12 protein-coding genes are annotated in these 14,568 nt (G+C 55.5%); 8 read left to right on the top strand and 4 right to left on the bottom strand.

Features of this window, described 5'->3' with window-relative positions:
• Nucleotides 1–244: 244 nt before the first annotated feature.
• Nucleotides 245–1,930: a ribulokinase gene (locus RT340_RS01105; RefSeq protein WP_211727855.1), complete on the top strand. Its 1,686-nt coding sequence runs from the start codon at nt 245–247 to the stop codon at nt 1,928–1,930.
• A gap of 11 nt (nt 1,931–1,941) precedes the next feature.
• Entirely contained in the window at nt 1,942–3,432 is a 1,491-nt protein-coding gene (gene araA / locus RT340_RS01100; protein ID WP_160867211.1) for an L-arabinose isomerase, read from the top strand.
• A gap of 254 nt (nt 3,433–3,686) precedes the next feature.
• Here araA and yjfF read toward each other — a convergent pair whose 3' ends face one another.
• Genes yjfF through ytfQ form a run of 4 tightly spaced genes read right to left on the bottom strand, consistent with a single transcriptional unit; the run spans nt 3,687 to nt 8,212 of the window.
• A complete protein-coding gene (yjfF, locus tag RT340_RS01095) occupies nt 3,687–4,673 on the bottom strand; it encodes a galactofuranose ABC transporter, permease protein YjfF (RefSeq protein ID WP_313373558.1) in 987 nt (328 codons plus the stop codon).
• On the bottom strand, nt 4,670–5,686 hold the full coding sequence (gene ytfT / locus RT340_RS01090; RefSeq protein WP_058962433.1) for a galactofuranose ABC transporter, ATP-binding protein YtfT: 1,017 nt from the start codon (nt 5,684–5,686) through the stop codon (nt 4,670–4,672). The genes yjfF and ytfT overlap by 4 nt, the downstream gene beginning before the upstream one ends.
• On the bottom strand, nt 5,679–7,199 hold the full coding sequence (gene ytfR / locus RT340_RS01085) for a galactofuranose ABC transporter, ATP-binding protein YtfR (RefSeq protein ID WP_034827399.1): 1,521 nt from the start codon (nt 7,197–7,199) through the stop codon (nt 5,679–5,681). The genes ytfT and ytfR overlap by 8 nt, the downstream gene beginning before the upstream one ends.
• A 56-nt stretch (nt 7,200–7,255) precedes the next feature.
• Nucleotides 7,256–8,212 (bottom strand): galactofuranose ABC transporter, galactofuranose-binding protein YtfQ, encoded by a 957-nt coding sequence (ytfQ, locus tag RT340_RS01080; RefSeq protein ID WP_097119804.1) that lies wholly within the window; start codon nt 8,210–8,212, stop codon nt 7,256–7,258.
• A 675-nt stretch (nt 8,213–8,887) separates the two neighbouring features.
• Here ytfQ and ydgT point away from each other — a divergent pair.
• The 6 genes from ydgT (at nt 8,888) to rsxD (ending at nt 14,568) form a co-directional block, all read left to right on the top strand.
• The gene (gene ydgT, locus RT340_RS01075; protein WP_034827409.1) at nt 8,888–9,103 is read left to right on the top strand and encodes a transcription modulator YdgT; all 216 of its coding nucleotides are present in this window, start codon (nt 8,888–8,890) and stop codon (nt 9,101–9,103) included.
• A gap of 101 nt (nt 9,104–9,204) precedes the next feature.
• Nucleotides 9,205–9,648 (top strand): DUF2569 domain-containing protein, encoded by a 444-nt coding sequence (locus tag RT340_RS01070; RefSeq protein WP_034827411.1) that lies wholly within the window; start codon nt 9,205–9,207, stop codon nt 9,646–9,648.
• Nucleotides 9,649–9,771: 123 nt separating this feature from the next.
• A complete protein-coding gene (gene rsxA, locus RT340_RS01065) occupies nt 9,772–10,353 on the top strand; it encodes an electron transport complex subunit RsxA (RefSeq protein WP_313373553.1) in 582 nt (193 codons plus the stop codon).
• Nucleotides 10,353–10,931 (top strand): electron transport complex subunit RsxB, encoded by a 579-nt coding sequence (gene rsxB, locus RT340_RS01060; protein WP_034827415.1) that lies wholly within the window; start codon nt 10,353–10,355, stop codon nt 10,929–10,931. The genes rsxA and rsxB overlap by 1 nt, the downstream gene beginning before the upstream one ends.
• Nucleotides 10,924–13,509 carry an electron transport complex subunit RsxC gene (rsxC, locus tag RT340_RS01055; protein WP_313373549.1) on the top strand — a complete coding sequence of 862 codons (2,586 nt, stop codon included), beginning with the start codon at nt 10,924–10,926 and terminating at the stop codon, nt 13,507–13,509. Before rsxB ends, rsxC begins: the two co-directional genes overlap by 8 nt.
• Nucleotides 13,510–14,568 carry an electron transport complex subunit RsxD gene (gene rsxD, locus RT340_RS01050; protein WP_097119806.1) on the top strand — a complete coding sequence of 353 codons (1,059 nt, stop codon included), beginning with the start codon at nt 13,510–13,512 and terminating at the stop codon, nt 14,566–14,568.

Here is a 14,568-nt window from a genome sequence, read left to right as displayed (position 1 = left end):
GGCTGTGCAAACGCTGGGCTAGTTGTAGCGGTAATGGCGAAGAAAAATGTAGAGCGGTATCACATCCCAAAACGATGACTAATTCCTCCATATATTCAGCGAAATTAACCAGTCATTAACTTTTGCTGCCGATCACAGAACGGTTCCGATGACAGAAAAGTGCATATTCTCAGCCAGCGATGACTAACCGCTTATGCACCCGCATTCCAGGATAGAGCCAGATAACTCACACAGGAGAATCCCAATGGGTGCTGGCGCCATAACAATTGGGCTGGATTTTGGCAGTGACTCGGTGCGTGCCCTCGCCGTGGACTGCCACAGTGGTAAAGAGCTGGAAAAGGCGGTGGTGAACTACCCACGCTGGGCGAAGGGAGAATTCTGTGACGCACATGCCAACCGTTTTCGTCATCATCCTCAAGACTATATCGACGCGCTGGAGCAGGCGGTGGTCGCGGTGGTGCAAGCGTTAACTCCCGAACAACGCGCTGCCGTGGTGGGGATAGGCGTGGATTCAACGGGTTCAACCCCTGCACCGATTGACCGTGACGGCAACGTGTTAGCCTTGCGCCCGGAATTCGCCACCAACCCCAACGCTATGTTTGTGTTGTGGAAAGATCACACCGCGATTGAAGAAGCGGAAGAGATTAATCAGCTGTGCCGCAACGGTCATTTCACCGATTACACCCGCTATATCGGCGGCGTGTATTCGTCGGAGTGGTTCTGGGCCAAGATTCTGCACGTGTCACGCCAGGATGCAGCAGTGCGTGATGCGGCAGTGTCTTGGGTGGAACTCTGCGATTGGGTACCGGCACTGTTGAGCGGTCGCACTGCCCCGACGCAGCTGCGGCGCGGACGCTGCGCCGCCGGGCATAAATCGCTGTGGCATCCTGAATGGCAGGGTTTACCGCCCGCAGATTTTTTCCGTGCACTCGATCCGATGTTGGTTGAGCAGCTGGATTCTCCATTGTTTACCGACACCTTCACTGCTGATGTACCGGTGGGCACGCTTTCCAGCGAATGGGCGCAGCGTTTGGGATTGTCTGAGCAGGTAATTTTGTCCGGTGGGGCCTTCGACTGTCATATGGGCGCGGTCGGTGCGGGCGCGCAGCCTTATACGCTGGTGAAAGTGATTGGCACCTCAACCTGCGACATTTTAATTGCCGACAGCGAGAAAGTCGGCGATCGCGCCATTAAAGGCATTTGCGGCCAGGTCGATGGCAGCGTGGTACCGGGCGCCATCGGCTGCGAAGCGGGTCAATCGGCGTTTGGTGATATCTACGCCTGGTTTAGCCGCTTGCTGGGCTGGCCGCTGCAGCAGGCGGTGGCGCGCCATCCTGAGTTGCAGCCGCAACTCGCCGAAATGCAGCAGGATTTAATCCGTTCCCTAACTGAAGCCTGGGCCGCCGATCCCCAGCTTGATCATCTGCCCGTGGTGCTCGATTGGTTCAACGGGCGTCGCACACCGGATGCCAATCAGCGCCTGAAAGGCGTGATCACCGATTTGAATCTTGGCACCGACGCGCCTGCGTTATTTGGTGGTCTGGTGGCCGCCACGGCGTTTGGTGCCCGCGCCATTATGGAGTGTTTCGAGAAGCAGCAGATTCCGGTGGAGAGCATTCTGACGCTCGGCGGTATCGCACGGAAGTCCCCCGCCATTATGCAAGCCTGTTGCGACGTGATGAACCGTCCGCTGGATATCGTGGCTTCTGACGAGTGCTGCGCGCTGGGTGCTGCCATTTTTGCCGCCGTCGCCGCAAACGTGTATGCCGATGTGCCTGCCGCACAGCAGGTGATGGCGAGTCCGATCGCCGTGACCTTGCAGCCCAACAGTCTGCGCGTGGCGGGCTATCAACAACTTTATCAACGCTATCAAAACTGGTGCCAGGCCGCTGAACCTCAGTATGCCGCCCGCGCCACATCCGCTAAGTAAAGGAGCGAGAAATGGAACAGAACGTTTGGTTTGTGATTGGAACGCAGCATCTCTACGGAGCGGAAACCTTGCGCCAGGTTGAACATCACGCACGCCAGGTGATGGACGGATTGAATCAGGCGGGCACGCTGCCGGTGCCACTGGTGTTGAAGCCGCTGGTGAAATCACCGGATGAAGCGCTGGCGCTGTGCCGCGAGGCCAATCACGACAATAGTTGTGTCGGCATCATGACCTGGTTACACACCTTCTCACCGGCCAAGATGTGGATTGGTGGACTGAGCATCCTGAATAAGCCGCTGCTGCAATTCCATACCCAGTTCAACGCAGAAATTCCGTGGGACAGTATGGATATGGACTTTATGAACCTGAACCAGACCGCGCACGGCGGCCGTGAGTTTGGCTTTATCGGCGCGCGTATGGGCCTGCAGCACAGCGTGGTGACTGGCCACTGGCAGGATAAGACCAGCCAGCAACGCATCGGACGCTGGATCAATGCGGCACTAGCGAAGCAGGCCAGTCAGCAGCTGAAAGTGGCGCGCTTTGGCGACAATATGCGCGAAGTGGCGGTGACCGAAGGCGATAAGGTGGCGGCACAGATTCAGTTTGGTTATTCGGTCAACGGTTGGGGCGTCGGCGATCTCGTTGAGGTGGTGAACAGCGTCAGCGATGGCGATGTGCATGCGCTGATCGATGAATACGAGAGCCAGTATTTGTTCAGCGAGGCTGCCGCCGTGAATGGCGAGAAGCGTCAGAACGTGCTGGATGCGGCGCGCATTGAATTAGGTTTGAAGCGTTTCCTCGATGATGAGGGCTGCAAAGCCTTTACCACTAATTTCCAGACTCTGCACGGCATGACGCAGTTGCCAGGCTTGGCCGTTCAACGTTTGATGGGCCAGGGTTATGGTTTTGCCGGTGAAGGTGACTGGAAGACCGCTGCGCTGCTGCATATTTTGAAGGTGCAAGCCGGGAATCGTGCGGGCGGTACTTCATTTATGGAGGATTACACCTATCACTTCTCACCGGGCAATGATTTGGTGCTGGGTTCACATATGCTGGAAGTGTGCCCATCGATTGCCAAAGAGGCGAAGCCGTTGATTGATGTTCAGTTCCTCGGCATTGGTGGCAAAGCCGATCCGGCGCGCATGATTTTCTCCACGCCAGCCGGTCGCGCGGTGAATGCCAGTGTGATTGATATGGGCGATCGTTTCCGTTTGCTGGTGAATGTGGTGGATGCGATTGAGCAGCCGAAACCGCTCCCGAAATTGCCGGTCGCGCGTGCCTTGTGGCGTGCCCAGCCCTCACTGGCTACCGCTTCCGAGGCATGGATTCTTGCCGGCGGCGCACACCATACGGTGTTTAGTCAGGCACTGGATTTGGATGATATGTACCTGTACGGCGAGCTGAACGGCATCGAGGTGCTGGTAATCGATGAGGATACGCGTTTGCCGGCGTTCAAAGATGCATTGCGCTGGAACGAGGCGTATTACCGGTTAGCGCGCTGATCGTGTTATGACCTGTTGAAGCCGCGTTGAGTCGCGGCTTTTTTGTGGCTAAAACCTGCGATCCAGGCAGCATAGCAACGCCCACCTTTGTCTCCTTTATGCAGGTTCGTTGCATTCAAAATATGAGCACCACCCCCTGCAATCCCCCCCAATATCCACAATTCTGAGCACCAAGCCTCCAACATTCTCGAATCGGCGACCCAAAACAAAAAAGGTGCGCCAATTTGCGCACCTCTTGAACATCCCACTCACGATTACGAAGTTAAACGCTTAACCGGCGCATTCTTCTGACGATCCCACATCACGGTCAGCAGGCGCTGCAGTGCGATAAACGCGAACAACAGAATACCGATGGCGATCTTCGTCCACCACGAACTCAGGGTGCCATCGAAGTTAATCCATGTCTGAATCAGCCCCTGGATCAACACCCCAAACAACGTGCCGAGCACCGTGCCCACGCCACCGGACAACAAGGTGCCGCCAATAACCACAGAGGCAATCGCGTCCAATTCCACGCCCAACCCTGCCAGGGCGTAGCCTGCTGAGGTATAGATCGAGAACACAATCCCCGCCAGTGTCGCCAGGGTGGTGGAAAGCATATATATCTTGATGGTGGTGGCGCGCGTCGAAACGCCCATCAACTGCGCTGATGTCAGATTGCCGCCAATCGCATACACCTGATTACCAAAACGCGTGCGATGCGCGAGGATGATCCCACCAATCGCCACCGGCAGCATAATCACTGCCAGCAAACTAAGGCGCCCGCCGCCGGGGATCTTCCACGCCAGGCTAGACAGTGTGGAATACAGCGGATGATCAATGGGAATCGAATTCTCCGACACCAGATAGCTACAGCCGCGCAGGAAAAACATCCCCGCCAGGGTAATAATAAAGGCCGGGATCTTCAGCGCATCGATAAGCCAGCCCATCATGGCGCCAAACAGTGCTCCCATCGCCAGCACAATCGCGAAGGCAAGAATCGGATCGACGTGATAATCACCGATAATTTTCGCCAAAAATACACCGCTAAAGGCGATAACGGCCCCCACTGACAGATCGATACCGCCTGACAAAATCACAAATGTCATGCCCACGGCGATAATGCCGAGAAACGCGTTATCGGTCAGGATATTGCAGATCACACGAGTCGAGGCAAAACCAGGGAACTGACTCAGGCAGAACAGATAACCGGCGACAAACACCAGCAGCGTAATCATCAATGGCAGATGGCGTTTAATCATTTTGGACGTCTCCCTTTCAGCATGGCGATAAAGCGCGGCGATTGCAGCAACAGCACACACATCACCACCACCGCTTTCACCACCTGATTCAGCTCCGGCGGGAAGCCAGACAGCAAAATACCGGTGTTCATCGACTGAATAATCAGCGCGCCAACCAGCGACAACACCAGATTAAAACGCCCGCCCATCAACGATGCACCGCCAATCACCACGGCGAGAATGGCATCCAACTCCAGCCATAGACCGGCGTTGTTAGCATCGGCGCCACGTATATCGGCTGCCACGATCAGGCCCGCGACTGCCGCACACACGCCGCTAATGGCATAAGTGGACATCACTACTAACCAGCCATTAACACCAGCATTACGTGCGGCGCGCAGGTTAATCCCCACCGCTTCGATAAACAGGCCCAGCGCGGTTTTGCGCGTCAGCAGCCACACTAACAGTGCCACCAGTAGCGTTATCCACACCGGAACCGGCAGCATCCACAGCGAGCCGCTGCCAAACCAGCCGAGGCTGTCGCTGTTAAAGGTCACAATCTGACCCTGGGTAATCAGCTGAGCGATACCGCGCCCGGCCACCATCAAAATCAACGTGGCCACAAACGGCTGAATCTTCAGGAGGGCGACCAGCACGCCGTTCCACAAGCCACAGGCCAGACCGGTGCCGAGTGTGGCGAGAATAATAAAACTCAGGCTGTGTCCCGCAACGGTCAGGGTGGCCGCCGTCGCCCCCGCAATCGCCATCACCGCGCCGACCGACAAATCAATCCCGCCAGTGGCAATCACCAGCGTCATACCGACCGCCAGTAAGGCGACGGGTGCAGCGCGGTTGAGGATATCAATCGGGCTGCCGAACAGGCGGCCGTCCTGAATATGCACGGCAAAAAAATTGTTGGCGACCAGGCTATCCACCAACAGCACCAGAATCAGCGCGACGATTTGCGGCATGCCTGGCGGTAACTTCGGCTTACGCCGTTCAGGTTTTGGATGTGTCATAGGGGATTCAAGCATGTTGTGCTCCTCCATCGGCGATGGCATTGACGATCGACGCCACCGACAGCTGCTCCAGCGGGATTTCAGCCACCTGCTTCAAATCACGCATGATCAACACGCGGTCGGCATAGCCCACCAGCTCTTCGAGTTCAGAGGAGATAACCAGTAACGCCAGTCCATCGGCGCACAGGGTTTCAATCAAACGAATGATCTCGGCATGTGCACCGACGTCAATGCCGCGCGTCGGTTCGTCGAGAATTAAGAATTGCGGCTTCGTCACCAGCCAGCGTGACAGCAGCACCTTCTGCTGATTACCGCCGGAGAGTAATTCCACCGGCTGATCGGCATGTGGCGTGCGAATTCCCAGGCTTTTGATAAAGCGATCGGCGATGGCCTGCTGCTCACGCCGTTTAATCGGTCGCAGCCAGCCGCGTTGGGCCTGTAGCGCCAGAATAATATTCTCGCGCACCGATGCAGCGCCGATAATACCGTCGGTTTTACGATCTTCCGGGCAGAACCCCATGCCCAGATGGGAGGCTTTGGCCGGTGTCCGGATGTGCTGCACTTTGCCTTTGATGGTGGCAGTACCCCGATCCGCACGACGGATACCAAACAGCACTTCGGCGGTTTCCGTGCGCCCCGATCCCAGTAATCCCGCTAAGCCCACCACTTCTCCCGGACGCACCTCCAGGTCGAAAGGCTCAATGGTGCCCTTCTTGCCGTAGTCTTTGAATGACACCACCGGTTGGTTGCTTTTCAGCGTGCTGCCCTGACGCTGCAAGGCAGTTTCCAGTAACTCGCGCCCCAGCATCAGTTTGATCAATTCGATTTGCGGCAGCGATGCCGTATCACGCGTGGCTATAAACTGGCCATTGCGCAAAACGGTAATACGATCGGTGATGCGGTACACCTGGTCGAGAAAATGAGTCACAAAAATCAGGCTCATCCCTTTGGCTTTCAGTTGCGCCATCAGGGTGAATAGCATTTCCACTTCGCTGGCATCGAGGCTGGCGGTGGGTTCATCGAGGATTAACACCTGTGCGGAGAGATCCACGGCGCGGCAAATCGCAATGATTTGCTGCATCGCCACCGAGTAATGGCCCAGGGGACGCGTCACGTCGAGCGCAAAACCGTAGTTGCGCATCAGTGCATCGGCATCGCGCACCATACGCTTGCGGTCGATCATGCCAAAGCGGCGCGGCTCACGGCCGATGTAGAGATTGTCTGCCACCGACATATTCGGCAGGAGGTTCACCTCCTGATAGACCGTGCCGATGCCCATTTGCTGTGCATCGGCGGTATTGTGCGGTGAAATGGCAGTGCCATTCAGGGTGATGGTGCCTGCATCACGGGTGTACACGCCGGTCAGCACTTTAATTAACGTGGATTTCCCGGCGCCGTTTTCGCCCAGCAGCGCCATGATCTCGCCTTTGCGAATGCTGAATGACACATTATCCAGCGCTTTCACGCCGGGGAAACCTTTGCTGATACCGTTTAGAGTCAGGAGTGCGGATGCATCTGCGGTGCTCATCAGGTTCTACCTCGCCTTACGTCATGAAAAACCGCCCCGAAGGGCGGTTGCGGGGATCAGTAACCCATGCCTTTTTTGGTGTCGAGCTGTGCCTGCGCTGAGTCTGGCAGATACAGTTTCGATTCGGTTTTGATGATTTTTGGTGGCATCGTGCCGTCTTTTTTGAATTTCTCCAGTGCATCGAATGCCGGACCCGCCATGTTTGGCGTCAGCTCGACGTTGGCATTGGCCTCACCCGCCAGCATCGCTTTATAGATATCCGGTACGCCGTCGATAGAACCGGTCAAAATATCTTTGCCTGGCTTCAGACCCGCTTCTTTAATGGCCTGAATGGCGCCGATCGCCATATCATCGTTGTGCGCATACACCATGCAGATGTTCTTGCCGTTGTTTTCCGCTTTGATAAAGCTCTCCATCACCTCTTTACCTTTACTACGGGTAAAGTCGCCGGACTGCGAGCGGATCACTTTGATGTTGTTGTGGCCCGCGATGGCTTCGGCGAAGCCTTTTTTGCGGTCGATGGCTACGCTGGCACCCACGGTGCCTTGTAACTCAACCACATTACACTTCTTATCGCCGACCGTTTTCACCAGCCAGTCACCGATCAACTTGCCTTCCAGCACGTTGTCTGCGGTCACCACCGCCATGTACAGCGACTTATCTTTCACCACGATAGCGCGGTCTAACAGGAACACCGGGATTTTGGCGTCTTTGGCTTCTTCCAGCACCGGTTCCCAACCGGTTTGTACTACCGGGGCGATGAAGATGGCGTCAACGCCCTGCGCGATAAACGAGCGCACCGCTTTGATTTGGTTTTCCTGCTTCTGCTGACCATCGGCGATTTTCAACGTGATACCGCGCTTTTGCGCTTCGCTTTTCGCCACGTTGGTTTCTGCTGAACGCCAGCCAGACTCCGAACCAACCTGTGAGAAGCCCACCGTCATATCAGCGGCAAGTACAGACGTACTGAGTGCTGAACTGACCATGGCGGTTAAGAGTAAACGTTTCCACATAATTTCATTCCTCTGAAGGGAGTGTGCTGTAGGGGTACAAAACGCAGATTAAGCCTGGCGCAAAAGCGAGAAAACAAGCGCGACATGCCTCACAAAATAGAATGAATTAAAGGAGTTACGAAATTATGCATATAAGAAGTCATACCAGCCATATGGACAATTTGCCTGATATTTATTTCAGTGTCGGTTAAATAAATGTAATAAACAGAATCGGTTAGGATGGTGGCTACTGGAAGCGATTACAGACGCTGCGTAAAGAATGGTTATCGACTGCGGGCACAAGCAATGATCAGTTTTGTGATTATTCGCACACTACATGATTTACAGTTTCAAAGCGTGTAGATGCCATTGCTTAACAGTTCGACATAAATCGCCCTAATAAATGTCTTATATGAATGAAAGTCAGTGCACTAAGCCTGATAAAAAATGACAACTTTCATTTGCGTTAAGGGTGTGAGCTTTTTTCACATTATGCCGTCTGTCAGGGTTGAATTTGTCTTAATCCCGTCTGGAAATGCGCGTTTAAAACGGCAAAATGAAGAAAAAATGTCTTTTGATGAGCGAATTAGCTCACGTTGTCTGATTTTTGAATTTTTTTAACGCTGGCGTATGGACTCTGTCAGAGTGCTCCCTATACTTGGGCACTTCCGAGCACTTTATTTTTAAATGGCAATCATGACTGCGCTAGATTACCTGCTGAAATTCCGCAAAGTGAATAATCTCGATAGTCTGGAAAAACTCTACGACCATCTTAATTATTCGCTGACCGATGACAATGACATCATCAATATGTATCGCGCTGCCGATCATCGTCGTGCTGAACTTGTTTCCGGCGGCCGCCTTTATGATATGGGCCGCGTGCCGAAATCAGTCTGGCGCTACGTAATGTAATGGGTTTTCCCCGCCTTTTTCTGCACTATTGCGTTGTCCATGTCGGGCGTGCCCCGTTTGGACATACAACGCCTTCTTAATTTCGCTACAGGATCCGCAAGATGACCGAATCGGTAAACCCGCCGCGTATTGCTGGCTGGCTGTTGTTGCCGCTAGCCTGGTTGATTATGACGATGCTGACCAGTGCACTGGTGGTGGCCATGTATCTGAGCCCGTTGTTTGATACAGAATTGCGTACCACGTTGTTCACTCATGCCAGCCAATTGTTCACGCAATGGGCGATTTCCCTGCTCACCGCAGGCGTGGTTTGGGTCTACAGTATCTGGGTTTGCTGGATGTTCTGTAAACGTTCGCGCCGTCTACCGCGTCATTACATCCTGTGGTTGCTGATGACGGTGTTACTGGCGTTGAAAACGTTCGCGTTCACCCCGGTGGCGGATAACAAAGCCATTCAAACGCTGTTGTTGTCACTGCTGGCGGCGGCGGTCTTTGTGCCCTACTTCAAACGTTCTCAACGTGTGAAAGAGACGTTTATCCAGCCATAACGGCGCGAGTTTCGTCAGGAATTTAATTCTGCGTGCTCTCAACATCCACAGATTTTGTGTAGAGGTTGAGATGCACCTCTCAATTCCGGATAATAGACGCCTTTCGGCTTCCCAGGTTAAAAAATGACCGATTACTTACTTCTCTTTATTGGCACCGTGCTGGTGAATAACTTCGTGTTAGTGAAGTTTCTCGGCCTATGCCCCTTTATGGGCGTGTCAAAAAAATTTGAAACGGCCATTGGTATGGGACTCGCCACCACTTTCGTGATCACCCTGGCGTCGATTTGCGCCTGGCTGGTGAACCATCTGATTTTGGTGCCGCTCGATCTGGTGTACCTGCGAACCCTGGCGTATATCCTGGTGATCGCCGTGGTGGTGCAATTCACCGAAATGGTGGTGCGCAAAACCAGTCCGTCACTCTATCGACTGCTGGGCATTTTTCTGCCGCTGATTACCACTAACTGTGCGGTGCTGGGTGTCCCTTTGCTGAGCGTCAATCTCAACCATACCTTTATGCAGGCTGCGGTCTATGGCTTCAGTGCCTCGCTTGGCTTCTCCCTGGTGATGGTGCTGTTCGCTGGTATGCGTGAACGCCTGGTGTTAGCCAATGTCCCCGCGCCGTTTAAGGGCAACTCGATTGCATTGGTCACCGCAGGTTTGATGGCGCTGGCCTTTATGGGCTTTACCGGGTTGGTGAAATTCTAATGACCGCGATTTGGATTGCTATTGTGGCTATTGCTGCGCTGGGCCTGGTTTTTGGCGCCCTGCTCGGTTACGCCTCGCGTCGATTCGAGGTAGAAGAAGATCCGATCGTTGAACAGATCGACAGTATTCTGCCGCAAAGTCAATGCGGCCAATGTGGTTATCCCGGCTGCCGCCCGTACGCCGATGCCGTGGGTAATAACGGCGAAGCCATTAATAAATGCGCTCCCGGTGGCGAGCAAACCATGCTCAAGCTGGCCGCGCTGCTCAACGTTGAACCGCAACCGCTGGATGGCGGTGAGGAAGTGCAGGAACCGATCCGCACCGTGGCCTGGATTGATGAAGCCAACTGCATCGGCTGCACTAAATGTATTCAGGCTTGCCCGGTAGATGCGATTGTCGGTGCTACCCGTGCCATGCATACCGTGCTGAGCGATGTCTGTACCGGCTGTGATTTGTGTGTTGCTCCCTGCCCGACCGACTGTATTGAAATGCGTCCGGTTGCCACGACCACGGCCAACTGGAAATGGGATCTCGAAACCATTCCTGTACGGGTGATCCCGGTAGAAACTCATGCTTAATTTGTTAAAACTATTCCGCAAAGAGAAGCTGTGGGATTTTCAGGGCGGCATTCATCCGCCGGAAATGAAAACACAGTCTAACGGCACGCCGTTAAGCCAGTTACCGCTGCCTGAACAATTCATCATTCCGTTAAAACAGCATATCGGCCATGAAGGCGAGATTTGCGTCTCACCGGGCGATCACGTCTTGCGTGGTCAGCCGCTGACGTTTGGCAGCGGTCGCATGCTGCCGGTGCACGCACCGACCTCCGGCACCATCGAAGCGATTGCGCCACATATGACCGCGCACCCTTCGGGTCTTTCCGAACTGTGCATTTTCCTGCGCGCCGATGGTGAAGATCGCTGGACCACGCTCGATCCGCAACCTGACTTCCGTTCGCTTACTCGTGAAGATGTCGTCAAACGCATCCATGAGGCAGGCGTCGCCGGTTTGGGGGGGGCAGGCTTCCCGACCGCCACCAAGCTACGTGGCGGATTGCGCGGCGTCAAAACCCTGATTATCAATGCCGCAGAGTGCGAACCTTACATCACCGCCGATGATCGTCTGATGCAGGACTGCGCGGCTGAAGTGCTGGAAGGTTGTCGTATCCTCGCCTGGGTATTGCAGGCTGAGCGTGTGCTGATTGGCATCGAAGATAACAAACCCGAAGCGATTGCAGCGCTGAAGCAGGCTTTGGGTGGTGACCGCGAGTTGCAACTGCGTGTCATCCCCACCAAATACCCTTCTGGCGGTGCTAAACAACTGACCCAGATTCTTACTGGCGTTGAAGTGCCGCACGGCGGTCGTTCGACCGATATTGGCGTGCTGATGCAAAACGTCGGTACGGCCTGGGCGGTAAAACGCGCCATTATCGATGGCGAGCCAATTACCGAACGCGTCGTTACCCTGACCGGCGAAGCCATTGCGCAGCCGCGTAACGTTTGGGGACGCCTGGGTACGCCAGTTAGCCATCTGTTACATCATGTGGGTTTCGCACCGGGTTCGCGTCAGATGGTGATCATGGGCGGCCCGCTAATGGGTTTTACGCTGCCGTCACTGAATGTGCCGCTGGTTAAAATCTCCAACTGCATTCTGGCACCTTCTGCCAGTGAAATGGGCAATAACGAAGAAGAACAGTCTTGTATTCGTTGCAGTGCCTGTGCGGATGCCTGCCCGGCGAAACTGCTGCCTCAGCAGCTGTTCTGGTACAGCCAGGGCGGCGATCATGAGAAGGCGCGCGCTCACAATATCGATGACTGCATTGAGTGCGGTGCCTGTGCGTACGTCTGCCCAAGTAATATTCCGCTGGTGCAATATTATCGCCAGGAGAAGGCAGAGCTGCGCGCTATCGATCTCGAAGCGAAGCGTACCGCCGAAGCTAAAGCGCGCTTTGAAGCGCGTCAGGCGCGTTTAGAGCGGGAAAAACTGGCGCGTGAAGCGCGTCATGAAGAAGCTAAACAGCGTGTGGCACGTAGCGATCAGGGTGAACGTGACGCGGCGATTGCTCGCGTTAAGGCGCGTGCCGCCAAAACACCGGAACAGGAAACTGCCGAACGTGAGGCTCGCCATGCCCAGGCGTTAGCTCAGCAGGCGGAAAAACAGTCTGAAACGCAGGCGCTGAGTCGCCAGTCTGGCGATCCGCGTAAAGCCGCGGTGGAAGCGGCCATTGCACGTGCTAAGGCGAAGAAGTCTGGTGTGGCGGTTGGCGAACAACCGTCTGAAGCTGCTGGTGTTGCACCCGCCGCTGAGGCTGATCCACGTAAAGCTGCGGTTGAAGCCGCCATTGCGCGCGCCAAAGCGAAGAAAGACGCTGCGGCGGCTAGCGAACAAAATCCTGAAACTGCTGATGCAGCCCCGGTCGCTGAAGTTGATCCGCGTAAAGCGGCGGTTGAAGCCGCCATTGCGCGCGCTAAAGCTAAGAAAGCCGCTGCGGCGGCTGGTGAACAAGCGCCTGAACCTGCTGATGTCACTCCTGCCGCTGAGGTCGATCCTCGCAAAGCCGCGGTTGAAGCCGCTATTGCCCGTGCTAAAGCCAAGAAAGCCGCTGCGGCTGGCGAACAAGCGCCTGCATCTGCTGATGCAGCCCCGGCTGCAGAAGTTGATCCGCGTAAAGCGGCGGTTGAAGCCGCCATTGCGCGCGCTAAAGCGAAGAAAGCTGCGGCGGCTTCTGGTGAACAAGTGTCTGAGCTTGCTGACGCAGCACCTGCCGCTGAAGTTGATCCGCGTAAAGCAGCGGTTGAGGCCGCCATTACTCGAGCTAAGGCGAAGAAAGCGGCTGCGGCTGCGGCGGCTGAGCAGATTTCTGAACCTGCTGACGAACCACACGCACCTGAGCCTTCTGATGCAGCACCTGCCGCTGAAGTCGATCCGCGCAAAGCTGCGGTGGAAGCGGCCATTGCGCGCGCTAAAGCGAAGAAAGCTGCGGCGGCTGCCGAGCAAGCTTCTGGGTCTGTTGAAGCCGCACCTGAATCATCTTCTGAAGTGGAGGCTGCTGCCTCTCCTGACTCCGCCGACCCACGTAAAGCGGCCATTGCCGCCGCGGTCGCCCGTGCCAAAGCGCGTAAAGCGCAGCAGCAGCCTTCGACGACTGAGGATTAAATGGCTTTTCGTATCGCAAGTTCCCCTTATACCCACAACCGCCGCAGCACCGGCAACATCATGCTGCTGGTGGTACTGGCTGCGCTGCCGGGTATGGCCGCGCAGTGGTATTTCTTTGGCGTGGGTTTTCTGATTCAGGTATTGCTCGCCACCGCCACTGCGTGGATCACCGAAGGCGCCATTTTGCGTCTGCGCAAAACACCAGTGGTTCCGACTCTCTCAGATAACTCCGCCCTGCTCACCGCGCTGCTGCTCGGCATCAGTCTGCCGCCGCTGGCGCCCTGGTGGCTGGTGGTCATTGGTACCATGTTTGCCATTGTTATCGCGAAACAACTGTATGGCGGCCTGGGTCAAAACCCCTTCAACCCAGCGATGGTCGGTTATGTGGTCTTACTGATCTCCTTCCCGGTGCAGATGACCAGCTGGTTGCCGCCGGATACATTGCAGGCAATCAAACCCGGCCTGCTGGATTCCCTCAGCATGATCTTCACCAATCACACGCTGGCCGGTGAAACCATGCAGCAGTTGCAGCTCGGGGTGGATGGCATCAGCCAGGCCACGCCGCTGGATACCTTTAAAACCGGCTTGCGGGCCGGGCACAGTGCTGAGCAGTTACTGTCTGAGCCGATTTATACCGGCGTGCTGGCGGGATTAGGCTGGCAGTGGATCAACCTCGGTTACCTGCTGGGCGGTATGCTGCTGCTGGCAAAAAATGCCATTCGCTGGCACATACCCGTCAGTTTCCTCGTGTCGCTGGCCTTCTGCGCCACCCTTGGCTGGTTGTTTTCACCGGAATCGCTGAACTCGCCGCTGATTCATTTGTTCTCCGGCGCGACCATGCTCGGCGCATTCTTTATCGCCACCGATCCGGTCACCGCCTCGACCACTAACCGTGGTCGCCTGGTTTATGGAGCACTGATTGGTTTGCTGGTGTGGCTGATTCGCAGCTTTGGCGGATATCCGGACGGTGTGGCCTTCGCGGTTCTGTTGGCGAACATTTGCGTGCCGCTGATTGATTACTACACCCAGCCGCGCGTTTACGGCCATCGCAAGGATTAA

The sequence above is a fragment of the Pantoea sp. CTOTU50773 genome (genome assembly GCF_032082325.1).
GTDB lineage: Bacteria > Pseudomonadota > Gammaproteobacteria > Enterobacterales > Enterobacteriaceae > Pantoea > Pantoea communis.
The sequence above is the reverse complement of the archived record's forward strand: the minus strand, read 5'-3'. Positions and strand labels throughout refer to the sequence as shown.